The organism is Azovibrio sp., from assembly GCF_049658005.1.
In the GTDB taxonomy this organism is placed as follows: Bacteria; Pseudomonadota; Gammaproteobacteria; order Burkholderiales; family Rhodocyclaceae; genus Azovibrio.
Window position 1 is genome coordinate 1 of the sequence record NZ_JBASOH010000054.1, and the last position, 11,422, is coordinate 11,422.

Sequence of the window (11,422 nt, forward strand, 5' to 3'; positions counted from 1 at the left end):
AAGGCAATCAAGACCGAGCCCTGAAAGCTCACACCTTCTTCGCCCTTGGCCGCATCGAACGGCACCCAGGCAAACAGCGTGTCCTGCCACGCCTGCGCCCAGCCCAGCGCCAGCGTGGCCGTGCCCAGGGTGGCCGTCAGCGGCCAAAGCTTGAGCGTGCCCGCAATCAACAGGGCGAGCAGCGACAGCAGCACGCCCAGCTGAGCGGGGGCAATCCGGGCCTGGTCGGCAAAGGCGTCATCGGTTTCGGCATCGTGCGTGGCGTCGTCGCGCCAGAAGATGCGCGACATCAGCAAACCGATGCCGATGCCAAACAACAGGCACAGCACCACCCGCGCCCCGGCAAACTGCGGCCCCAGGATGCTGCCGGTGTAGGCCAGCGCCATGATGTTGCCCGCCGGCGCAAAGAACAGAAAAGTAATCGCCGGGCCAATGCCCGCGCCCTTGCGGTAAATGCCCGCAAACAAGGGCACGATGGTGCAAGAGCACACCGCAATCAGCGACCCGGCCAGGGCAGCAGCCGGGTAAGAGACATAGGCCGGTGTGTTGCGCCCCAGCCAGCGGGTGATGCTGGCCTTGGGGATCAGCGCCGCCATGGCGCCCGCAATGAAAAACGCGGGCAGCAAGCAGAGCAGCACATGCGCCGCCAGGTAAGAGGCCAGAGTTCCAGCACCGCCGTTGAGTAGCTTGAGCATCAGCTCCATGGTCTTGTCCTTCCCCTTAGTTCCCGCACGCCGTTCCATCAACCCGGTCAGGGGAATGCGTGTCCGCGCACCCCGTGGAACATTCTGACACATCGATGTGGAAGTGCCCAACCGCGCCACATCGTCGGTGGCGTAGCGGCCGAGCGCCGGCTTGCCCTCAAAATTCCAGCGGATCGACTTCCAGGTGCCAGCGCAGGCGGCTGGGGGATTTGATGGTTTCCAGGCCCTCGCGCCAGGTGGCAAGGAAGGCCTGCAGGCTGGGGCGGCTGGCGGATTCCACCAGGAGCTGCGCCCGTTCCAGGCTCCAGAGGCGGGAGAGGCGCATCGGAACCGGGTCGTAGAGCAGCACTTCCGGATGGTTTTCCGGCAAGATGAGGGCCACGGCGGCCTTGAGAAAGTCGATGGCATCGGCCATCTGCGGCGCTTCGGCGCGCAGCATGGCCTGGAAGGTGTAGGGAGGAAAGCCGGCCTGGCGGCGCTCGGTGAGCAAGGTGGCGGCGTAGCTCGGGTAGTCGTGGGCCCGGAGGGCGGCATAGAGAGGATGCTCCGGATATTCGGTCTGGATGATGACCTCGCCCGGCAGCTCGGCCCGGCCGGCGCGGCCCGCGACCTGCATCAACTGCGCGAACAGCCGTTCCGGGGCGCGCCAGTCGGCGGCGAACAGGGCGGCATCGGCGCCCACGGCGCCCACCAGGGTGAGGCGGGGAAAGTCGTGCCCCTTGGCGAGCATCTGGGTGCCGACGAGGATATCGACCCGCTCGGCGCCGCTGCCGTCGTGGATCTGTTGCAAGAGGGCCTCCCACTGTTTCTTGCTCTTGGCCGAATCGCGATCCACCCGCAGGATGCGCGCTGTGGGAAAGGTTTCGGTCAGCCAGGCTTCGAGGCGCTGGGTGCCGCGCCCGAAGGGGTGGATGTCCTGATTGCCGCAGGTGGGGCAGGCCCGCGGAATCCGGAGTTCAAAGCCGCAGTGGTGGCAGCGCAGGCGCTGGTCCTTGAGGTGCACCACCATGTTCGCGGCGCAGCGCTGGCAGCGCGAGACCCAGCCGCAGGCGGTGCAGCCGAGCACCGGAGCGTAGCCGCGCCGGTTGAGAAAGATGAGGCTTTGCTCTTTGGCTTCGAGGCGTTTGCGGATGGCGTCTTGCAGCGCTGGGCTGACGCCTTCGCTCAGGGCCATGCGGCGGGTATCGACGAGGTGGATGGCGGGCAGCCGGGCGGCGCTCACGGCCCGCTCTTCGAGGCTGAGCAGGGTGTAGCGGCCGGTTTGGGCATGGGCCCAGGATTCCAGGCTGGGGGTGGCGGAGCCCAGGACGATGGGCAATTTACCCAGGCTGGCGCGGTAGATGGCCAGGTCCCGGGCCGAGTAGCGCATGCCGTCCTGCTGCTTGTAGGAGGCATCGTGCTCCTCATCGACCACGATCAGGCCAAGCTCCGGCAGGGGGGTGAAGATGGCAAGCCGGGTGCCGACGATGATCCGGGCTTGGCCCAGAAAAGCCGCCTTCCACTCCCGCTCGCGCGCCGCTTCGGCCAGTTCGCTATGCAAGATGGCGGTCGGCACGCTGGGAAAACGCTGGCGGATGCGCGCTTCGAGCTGAGGCGTCAGGTTGATTTCCGGCACCAGCAGCAGGGCCTGCTGGCCCCGTTCCAGGGCGGCGGTGATGAGGCGCAGATAGACCTCGGTCTTGCCGCTGCCGGTGACCCCGTGCAGCAGGAAGGGGGCGTAGCCGCTGCTGTGATTGACCGCGGCCAGGACCCGCTCCTGTTCTGCGGTGAGCCGGGGCGGGCCGGGTTCCACCCCCTTGCCGGCGGCCTTGGCTTTGGTGTTCCTGCGCTTGGCGGGGCTGGCCTTCTTCAGGCCGGGGGGCAGGGCTTGCAGCAGCACTTCGCCCAGAGCGGCCTGGTAATAGCTGCTGGCGAATTCGCAGAGCTGGAAGAAGTCCGGGGGCAAGGGTGGAGTATCGGCAAGGATCTCCAGGGCTGGCTTCAGTTGTTCCGGGGCCAGGTCGCTGTGGCCGGGCAGGCTGACGATGATGCCGATCTTTTCGCTCCGGCCAAAGGGCACCCGGATGCGCAAGCCCGGTTCAGCCGGGCCCAGGCCGTCGATCAGGTAATCAAACAGCCGGTGCAGGGGCAGGTCCAGGGCAACCCGGGCGATGTTCATGGCGCTGGCAGGGCGGCTGGCAGGGCGGCTGGCAGGGCGGCTGGCAGGGCGGCTGGCCGCCATTCCAGCGGAATTTCAGGCTCATCCTCAGAAGCTGTGGATAAGTTTGTGGAGAAAGACTGGAAGAAGGCCCGGAACCCTTTGCCCATCAGGCTTTTGCTGGCCCTGCCTGAACATGGGGAAATTGAAATTCCTTTGGAAACAGGCGCATGGATGTTGTTACCGATTGTCAAGAGGCAAGGAGTGATGTGGGTCACAGAACTGCAATCTGTGTATAAGTCGAGCCTCATGGCGGACTCATGTCCCGGAAACGGGTGTTCGGCGGCGGTAGTTATGCACCGTTTCCACCAGCGCCGTGACATGCTCGGGCGGGGTGAATTGGGAAATGCCGTGGCCCAGGTTGAAGACATGGCCGGTATCGCCGGGGCCGAAGGCATCGAGCACCTGGGTGGCTTCGGCGGCGATCTTCTCCGGCGGGGCAAACAGCACGTTGGGGTCGAGGTTGCCTTGCAGGGCGACCTGCTCGCCCACCCGGCGGCGGGCTTCGCCGATGTCGATGGTCCAGTCCAGGCCCACCCCGGCGCAGCCGATGGCGGCGATCTTCTCCAGCCACAGGCCGCCCCCCTTGGTGAACACGATGACGGGAATCTGTTCTCCGTCCCAGGTCGGGTGCAGGCCGGCGATGATCTTCTCCATGTAAGCCAGGGAAAACTCCGGGAAGGCGGCGCTGGAGAGGGAGCCGCCCCAGGTGTCGAAGATCATCACCGCCTGGGCGCCGCATTCGATCTGGGCATTGAGGTAGGCGGTGACGGCGGTGGCGGTGACCGAGAGGATGCGGTGCAGCAGGTCGGGCCGGCTATAGAGCATGGCCTTGATGTGGCGGAAATCCTTGGAGCCACCCCCTTCCACCATGTAGCAGGCCAGGGTGTAGGGGCTGCCGGAAAAGCCGATCAGGGGCACGGCGTTGTCGAGCGCCTTGCGGATTTCCCGCACCCCATCCATGACGTAGCCCAGGTGATCGTAAGGGTCCGGCGCGCTGAGGCCATTGATCGCCCATTCTTCCCGCAGCGGGCGCTCGAAGCGGGGGCCTTCGCCGGCCTCGAAATAGAGGCCGAGCCCCATGGCGTCGGGCACGGTGAGGATGTCGGAGAACAGGATGGCCGCGTCCAGATCGTAGCGGGCCAGGGGCTGCAGGGTGACTTCGCAGGCCAGGTCGGGCGACTTGCACAGGGAGAGGAAGTCGCCGGCGCGCTTTCGGGTCTCACAGTATTCGGGCAGGTAGCGGCCGGCCTGGCGCATCAGCCAGATGGGGGTGTGATCGGTGGCTTCCTTGAGCAGGGCCCGGAGGAAATTGTCATTCTTGGGTCGGGACACGGGAGACGCTCCGGAAAAGGGAAAGGCGGGATTATCCCCGAGTGAAGGGCTGGGCGTCGAGGGCGCCCCAGGCTTCCGAGCCGGTTTGCGATCGGGCATCGGGAGGGATGGAGTAAGTGCCGACAACATGCGCCACGGGTTCTGTTGTGCCTTCCGAGTACAGGGAAACCTCGCCTACGACGAGTGATCTTCCTGTCTTGAGCAATTTGCAGACTCCGATGATGCCTCGGTCTGCGGCAGGCTTGCGCAGGAAGTTGATGGTCAGGCTGGTCGTGACGGCCAGTGGCACGATCCCGATCCGGCCGAGAATCGCAACGTATAGCGCAACGTCGGCAACTCCCATGAGGACGGGGCCGGAGACGGTGCCGCCTGGCCTCAACTCGCTTGGGCCGACTTCATGGAAAACGGTGGCACCGCCCGGACTGATTTCCCGCACGACACATTTTGTTTGTGGAAATTCTGCGGCGATGAAGGCGGCAACTTCTTGTTGAGTAGTCATGATGTTCATCACTTGGGTTTTGATGGAAGGGATGGCGTAGAACGCTTCTTTGAGCCGGTACGTGGCTCCCGGCTCAGTTAGCCGCTGGCCATGGGTCGGCAGGCCGTGCAGACGCCGGGAGGGTTCGAGACTGCGGCGCAGACGTGATCGTCGTGCCCGGTTTCCTCGACCCGTTGCACCTTGAAGTCGGGGAGGTTCAGGAGGGTCGCGGGCATGGGCTACGAGCGGCGCTTGCGCCATTCCTCGATCATTCGGCCAGGGGGGCGCGACGCCAGGATCAGCACCATCATGCGGGACAGGTGGCCGGTGGAGTTCCCTTTCGTTACGACTTCACCACCGGGGTGAAGTCAGACCACTGCTCGATGCGGAAGGCACGGATGTCGCGCACGGACTTCTCGTACATCAGTGCGCTTCCGGATCGTCGGATAGATGCGTCAGGCGGTACTCAGCCTTCTCGCCCGTCTCCACCATCGTGACCTCGATCATTCAGTCGCCATCATCCAGCTGGCGAATGGCCTGACCTACCTCGTACTTCGGCCCGAAAGGCCCGAAAGGCCCGAAGCTCTTGATCTTGCCGACCGGGACCGGCGGCGGCGCAATGGCAGCGTGCATGACCGTTCTCCCACAAATCCGGGTTGATGGTAGATGAACGCTCCAACGAAGACAACATCGAAATCCGCTTTTACTCCAAGCTGACGGCAGCCGGTTCAGACCTCGAAAACACACTCAAATCCGGATGGCCTTTCCAGGAAAGCGGCTTTTCCTGAGCGCCGGGGTCAAGCCTCGCCGGCAGGGTAGAGATTTTTCGTCGGGCCAGGCGCATGGCGAAGGCGGCGGGAAGGGCCGGGGTCAGAAGAAGTGGAAACCGACCTGGAACAGCTGCTCCACCTGGCGCACCAGTTTCTTCTGGATACAGAACACGATCACATGATCGCCGGACTGGATGACGGTATCGCCATGGGCTATTTCCACCCGGCCAGAGCGACGATCCACCGTGCCGTCATCGCGGACATGCACGGGTTCCACATGCTCGAAATCGCGCACCAGGGCGGCGACGGTGACGCCTTTGGGCCAGGGAATGTCGGCGATGCGCCGGCCCACCACCTTGGAACTGTTCAGATCGCCATGGGCGACCAGTTCCAGGGCTTCGGCCGCGCCCCGGCGCAGGGAATGCACGGTCGTCACGTCGCCGCGGCGGACATGGGCGAGCAGGGTGCCGATGGAAACGTGGGCGGGGGAGATGCCGATGTCGATGGGGCCGCCCTGGACCATGTCGGCATAGGCGCGCCGGTTGATCAGGGCCACCACCCGGTTGCAGCCCATGCGCTTGGCCAGCGAGGCGGCCATGATGTTGTCTTCGTCGTCGTTGGTCAGCGCCAGGAACAGGTCCATCTCGGCGATGTTTTCCTGCTCCAGCAGTTCCTCGTCGGTGGCATCGCCAAACAGCACCAGGGCGCCCTTGAGATTGCTGGCGATGTATTCGGAGCGGCTGCGCACGTTCTCGATGATCTTGACCTCGTAGTGCTTTTCCAGGGTGGCCGCCACGCGAAGGCCGATGTTGCCGCCCCCGGCGATCATGATGCGCTGCACCGGATTCGTCATGCGCCGCAGTTCCCGCAGCACCGGGCGGATGTGTTCGTCAGCGGCCAGCACGAACACTTCGTCGCCGGGCAGGATGTGGGTTTCGCCGCTGGGGATGATGGCCTGGTCTTGCCGGTAGATGGCGGCGATACGCGCTTCCATGCCGAGCGGCAGGTGTTCCTTCATCTTCCTGACCGGCTTATGCACCAGCAGGCCGTCTTCGAAGGCGCGCACGGCCACCAGGGACACCCGGCCCCTGGCAAATTCCAGGACCTGCAGGGCTTCGGGGAACTCGATCAGGCGCACCACGTAGTCGGTGATGATCTGCTCGGGGCAGATGGCGAAATCCACCGCGAAATTGTCCGGGGAGAGCAGCTGCGGGTCTTCGAGGAAGTCGCGCGAGCGCAGCCGGGCGATGCGGGTGGGGACATTGAACAGGCTCTGGGCGATCTTGCAGGCCACGAGGTTGGTCTGGTCGCTCTGGGTCACGGCAATCACCAGGTCCGCGTCTTCGGTCCCGGCGCTCCGGAGCACCGAGGGATAGGCGGCGTTGCCGGTGATGGCGCGCAGATCGAGGCGGTCCTGCAGGGCCGCGATCCGCGCTGCGTCGCTATCGACGATGGTGATGTCGTTTTCTTCGGACACCAGGCTTTCCGCCACACTGGCGCCGACCTGGCCCGCCCCGAGAATGACGATCTTCATGTGCCGTTCTCCTCCCCGCTGCGGCGGCCCACGGCCACCCCGAGCAGCTTCAGCTTGCGATACAGGTGGGTGCGTTCCAGGCCGGAGCGGTCCGCCACCCGGGTCATGTTGCCGCCTTCGGCCCGGAGCAGGTGTTCGAAGTAATGTCTTTCAAAGGCGTCCCGGGCTTCCCGCAGGGGGTGTTCGAACAGTTCCCGCAGGCCCTCCGGGGCCAGGGTGGCTTGCGGTTGTTCCGCCTCCGGCAGCAGGCGGCGGATGTCGGCCTCGGTGATTTCTTCTTCCAGGGCGGTCAGGGCCAGATTGCGGATCAGGGCCTGCAGGTCGTTCCAGCCCGTTTCATTGGGCCACTTGCGGACCCGCAGCAGGTTCAGGGCGGCACTGGAAAAGTGGCGCAGGGGCACTTCCTGGCGCTCCACCATCTGGGTCAGGAACAGGCCAATCACTTCGGGCAGTTCGTCCGCATGCTGGTTGAGGTTGGGCAGGGCCAGCCAGACTTCGCCCAGGCGGGCCAGCAGCTGGGCATCCCAGCCGCGGCTGCCCAGGCTGGTCAGGGATTGGGACGAGGCGGCCACGAGCAGGATGTTGTGCTTGTGCACCCGTTCCAGGGCAAAGGCCAGGTTCATCTGTTGCAGCTTGCCCAGGCTGGCCAGGTCGCTGACGTAGATCAGGCCGCCGGCGGTCTTTTGCAGCAGTTCCTGGTTCATGGGGGCGGTGCATTCGAGCAGATCCAGCCAGGGCGACTGGGGCCGCTGCAGGGTGCGGGCGCAGATTTCGGCGATCGGGCCGGAGCCGCCCTTGAGCATCAGGATGCTGGTCTTGGCGGCCGCCTGTTCCAGGCGCTTCTTCAGGTCCCGGAACAAGGCGGCATGGGCCAGGGCGTCCAGGGTGAGCGGTGGGCGCTGGCCGATGTGGTCGTGCTTCAGGGCCTTCTTGACCGTGGACAGCAGCTTTTGCAGGGCGATCGGTTTTTCCAGGAAATCCACCGCGCCGATGCGGGTGGCCTCCACGGCCGTGTCGATGGTGCCGTGCCCCGACATCATGACGACCGGCATGGTCAGCAGGCCGGCGGCGGACCATTCCTTCAACAGCGAAATGCCGTCCGTGTCCGGCATCCAGATGTCGAGCAGTACCAGATCCGGGGTGGTTTCGCTGCGGATCTGACGGGCGGCCGCGGCGTTCTCGGCCAGCCGCACGTCATGGCCTTCGTCGGCCAGAATTTCCGAGAGCAGTTCCCGGATGCCGATCTCGTCGTCAACGACCAGTATCTCTGCCATTTTTTCCTTCCTTGTTGCCTTCCTTCGCCAGGGGCAGGCGGATGCTGATGCAGGCGCCGCCCTCCGGGAGGTTGCTGATGTCGATGCTGCCCAGGTGCTCGTCCACGATCTTCTTGACGATGGGCAGGCCCAGCCCCGTGCCCCGGGGCTTGGTGGTGATGTAGGGTTCGAACACCCGGGGCAGGATATCCACCGGAAAGCCCTTGCCGTTGTCGATGATCTGCAACAGGGCAAAGGTTTGCCTGTTTTCGGTGCGGATCAAGAGCCGGGGCTCGGGCAGCCCCTCCAGGGCATCCTGGCCGTTCCTGAGCAGGTTGTGGATCACCTGGCGGATCTGGTTGGCATCGCCCAGCACCGGGGGCAGTTCCGGCGCCAGTTCCGGGCTGACCCGGACCTCGGAGTTCTCATAGAGGCCGAGCACTTCGCGGATCAGGCTGTTCAGGTCGAGGGGCGCCAGTTCCGGGGCCGGGTGGCGGGAATAATCGCGGAAATCATCCACCATCCGCTTCATGGCCTGAACCTGGTTGATGATGGTCTGGGTGGCGCGCTCCAGCATCTCCGCCTCCTTGCCGCTCAGGTGGTCGGCCAGCTTCATCTGCAGGCGCTCGGCGGAAAGCTGGATGGGCGTGAGCGGGTTCTTGATCTCGTGCGCCAGGCGCCGGGCCACCTCGCCCCAGGCGGCGCTGCGCTGGGCGGCGATGAGTTGGGTGACGTCATCAAACACCACCACATGGCCGCCGCCGCTGGCCTCGGGCAGGCGGGTGCCGCGCAGCAGCAGGGCCTGGGCGATGCCGCCTTCTTGCTCCAGTTCGAGCTGGCCCTGCCATTCGGCGGGACTGTCCGGGCCGAAATGCTGGCGGATGAACTGGCCCAGCTCCGGGTAGCGGCCCCAGTCCTCGGTGGGCTGGCCTACCAGTTCCGACAGGGATTCGCCCAGCACGGTGATGGCTCCCTCATTGATCGTGCGCAGGGTGAAATGGCGATCGAATACCAGCACCCCGGCCGAGAGGTTGGCGAGGATGGATTCCAGGTAGGCCCGGGCCGATTCCACCTCGCTGCGGTGCCGCTTCGCCTCGCGCCGGGCCTCGTCCAGTTGCCGGGTCATCTGGTTGAAGGACTGGGTCAGCATCCCCAGCTCATCGCGGCTGTAGATCGCCTGGCGCGGCGAGTAGTCGCCCTGGGCCACGGCCTGGGTGCCCTCGGCCAGGATCGAGAGCGGGGCGGAGAGGCGCCGGGCCATGAAGAAAGCCAGGGCGAAGGCGGCAAACAGGGCGACCAGCACCGTCAGGGTCAGGGTCAGGGCGTAGATCTGGGTCAGGCCCTGGCGGGCCAGCTGCAGTTCCTGATAGTCGCGGTAGACTTCCTGCACCGCTTCGGCATTCCGGGCCAGGCTCGCCGGTACGGGCTGGGAGAGTTGCAAAACCCGGGGTTGTTCAAAGAAGGTGAGCGGCGTCACCGGCACCATGACGCGCAGGGTCATGCCGTCGCCTTCGCCCTCGATGGCGGTCACGGGGCGGCCGGTGCGCGCCTGCTTCAGTTCGGCAGGCGAGGGCAGGGGCGGCAGCAGGCGGGTCAGTTCAGCCTGTGCGCTGGTGATGAGCTGGCCATTGGGGCCGAACAGGGCGGCGGAATCCACCCCGGCCTGTTCGCGCAGGCGGGACAGCAGCAGGCGTTGGGCGCTGTCGGGCCGGTCGGCCAGTTCCAGGGCCATGCCCCGGGCCTTCTGGGCCAGTTCCCCGAGCAGGGAATCGAGGGCCGAGCGGCCCAGGTTGAGGCCTGATTCCAGGGCCTTTTCCACCCGCACGTCGAACCAGCTTTCGATGGAACGGGTGATGAACTGCACCGAAACCCCATACACCAGGGTGCCGGGCACCACGGCCACGAGGCCGAACATCAGCATCAGCCTGAGCTTGAGCCGGGAGCCGAACACCTGGGCCCGGTAGTCGCGCCACAGGGCATGCACCTGCCAGCCCACCAGACCGAGCAGGATCACGGCGACCAGGATGTTGAGCCCCAGGATCAGCGGGTACTGGTTGGCGAAGAGGATGGTGTTCGCCGAGGTGGAGGCCAGCAGCAAGAACCAGAGGATGGTTCCCAGGGCGGCCCCCAGGGCTCCCGCGATGGCCAGCAGGCGTTTCATCGGTTGTCCTGGGGGGGCTGGGCCAGCGCCGTTTCGGTTTCCGGCACGGCGGCCGGTGGCGGTACCACGAAGGTCCAGTATTGCCAGTCTGAATTCAGGTTCCAGTCCCGGCTGCCCAGGGCCGAGACCTGAAAGGGCTTGGGCAGTTGGGAAATGTCCAGGCGCAGGCGCAAGGCCGCCTGGTAGCTGTCGCCGGGTTTGAGCGGGCCTTCGATGACGTGCCAGCGGCGCACCCGGGAGAGCATTTGCAGGGCTTCTTCCAGGCTGGCGAAGGACTGGTGCAGGGCGCCGGTGGACAGGCGGTACTGGCGGGTCAGGGCGTGGTAGCTGAGGCGCCAGTTCTGGCTGCGGCTGGCTACTTTCTCGTTCAGCCAGTACCAGCGCGGCCGTTCCAGTTCGAATTCGAGGACGAAATTGAGGACCACCCCCTTGGCCACGGCCTCTTCCAGGCGGGGGTTGAAGTCGATGCGGAAATCGGCGGCAAGGGCGTAGCCTTCCTCGCTGGGCAGCAATTCGGGATTGCGGATATCGATGCTGCCCGCCCAGGCCGCGGGGGCCAGCAGGGGGAGCAGAATCAGGCAGCAGGCCAGCAGCCAGCCAGCCAGGCGCTCAGGCCAGTTTTTGCAGCAGGGCATAGTAGAAACCATCATGTTCTGCCCCGGGCAGCCATTGTTCCTCGCTGACCCGGCGGGCATCCGCAGTGCGATTCAGGAATTTTGCCACCTGCTCGCCGTTTTCTTCCGGAAAGACCGAGCAGCTAGCATAAAGCAATTTGCCGCCGGGCTGCAGGGCGGTCCACAGCCGTTCCAGGATGCGTCGCTGGGCGTAGGCAAACCTGAGAATGTCCTGGGGCTGGCGCAGCCACTTGGCATCCGGGTGGCGGCGCACCACGCCGCTGGCGGAGCAGGGTACGTCGGCCAGGATGGCGTCGAAGGCAGCCGGTTCCCGGCCCCAGGCACGGGGGGCGCTGGCATCGCCGCAGCGCACCCG

9 protein-coding genes and 2 pseudogenes are annotated in these 11,422 nt (G+C 65.6%); all 11 read right to left on the minus strand.

Translation table 11 applies throughout. From position 1 onward, the window contains the following. A partial coding sequence (locus WBH99_RS05800) for a permease (RefSeq protein WP_424219166.1) occupies positions 1-704 on the minus strand: 704 nt, incomplete at its 3' end. A 157-nt stretch (positions 705-861) separates the two neighbouring features. Beyond that, positions 862-2,862 carry a primosomal protein N' gene (locus tag WBH99_RS05805; RefSeq protein ID WP_424219174.1) on the minus strand — a complete coding sequence of 667 codons (2,001 nt, stop codon included), beginning with the start codon at positions 2,860-2,862 and terminating at the stop codon, positions 862-864. Between the two features lie 297 nt (positions 2,863-3,159). After that, a complete protein-coding gene (hemE, locus tag WBH99_RS05810) occupies positions 3,160-4,236 on the minus strand; it encodes a uroporphyrinogen decarboxylase (protein ID WP_424219167.1) in 1,077 nt (358 codons plus the stop codon). A 31-nt stretch (positions 4,237-4,267) separates the two neighbouring features. Next, positions 4,268-4,735, minus strand: a complete 468-nt coding sequence (locus WBH99_RS05815; protein ID WP_424219168.1) for a PaaI family thioesterase — start codon at positions 4,733-4,735, stop codon at positions 4,268-4,270. 77 nt (positions 4,736-4,812) lie between these two features. Further along, a complete protein-coding gene (locus WBH99_RS05820) occupies positions 4,813-4,950 on the minus strand; it encodes a hypothetical protein (protein WP_424219169.1) in 138 nt (45 codons plus the stop codon). Positions 4,951-5,137: 187 nt separating this feature from the next. Next, positions 5,138-5,347 (minus strand): annotated as a pseudogene (locus WBH99_RS05825) (DUF5397 domain-containing protein). A gap of 237 nt (positions 5,348-5,584) precedes the next feature. After that, positions 5,585-7,018 (minus strand): Trk system potassium transporter TrkA, encoded by a 1,434-nt coding sequence (gene trkA, locus WBH99_RS05830; protein WP_424219170.1) that lies wholly within the window; start codon positions 7,016-7,018, stop codon positions 5,585-5,587. Then, positions 7,015-8,292, minus strand: a complete 1,278-nt coding sequence (locus WBH99_RS05835; protein ID WP_424219171.1) for a sigma-54-dependent transcriptional regulator — start codon at positions 8,290-8,292, stop codon at positions 7,015-7,017. The genes trkA and WBH99_RS05835 overlap by 4 nt, the downstream gene beginning before the upstream one ends. Then, positions 8,270-10,432, minus strand: coding sequence for an ATP-binding protein (locus tag WBH99_RS05840; protein WP_424219172.1), 2,163 nt, complete (start codon positions 10,430-10,432; stop codon positions 8,270-8,272). The genes WBH99_RS05835 and WBH99_RS05840 overlap by 23 nt, the downstream gene beginning before the upstream one ends. After that, on the minus strand, positions 10,429-11,082 hold the full coding sequence (locus WBH99_RS05845) for a DUF4390 domain-containing protein (protein WP_424219173.1): 654 nt from the start codon (positions 11,080-11,082) through the stop codon (positions 10,429-10,431). The genes WBH99_RS05840 and WBH99_RS05845 overlap by 4 nt, the downstream gene beginning before the upstream one ends. Then, positions 11,042-11,422: pseudogene (locus tag WBH99_RS05850) on the minus strand (16S rRNA (cytosine(967)-C(5))-methyltransferase RsmB); the annotation flags it as partial. The pseudogene WBH99_RS05850 and the gene WBH99_RS05845, both read right to left, overlap by 41 nt.

Coding starts and splice junctions, on each gene's coding strand:
- WBH99_RS05805 (WP_424219174.1), bottom strand. CDS start 2,862: ATGAACATCGCCCGGGTTGCCCTGGACCTGCCCCTGCACCGGCTGTTT.
- trkA (WP_424219170.1), bottom strand. CDS start 7,018: ATGAAGATCGTCATTCTCGGGGCGGGCCAGGTCGGCGCCAGTGTGGCG.
- WBH99_RS05815 (WP_424219168.1), bottom strand. CDS start 4,735: ATGACTACTCAACAAGAAGTTGCCGCCTTCATCGCCGCAGAATTTCCA.
- WBH99_RS05840 (WP_424219172.1), bottom strand. CDS start 10,432: ATGAAACGCCTGCTGGCCATCGCGGGAGCCCTGGGGGCCGCCCTGGGA.
- WBH99_RS05835 (WP_424219171.1), bottom strand. CDS start 8,292: ATGGCAGAGATACTGGTCGTTGACGACGAGATCGGCATCCGGGAACTG.
- WBH99_RS05845 (WP_424219173.1), bottom strand. CDS start 11,082: ATGATGGTTTCTACTATGCCCTGCTGCAAAAACTGGCCTGAGCGCCTG.
- WBH99_RS05820 (WP_424219169.1), bottom strand. CDS start 4,950: ATGCCCGCGACCCTCCTGAACCTCCCCGACTTCAAGGTGCAACGGGTC.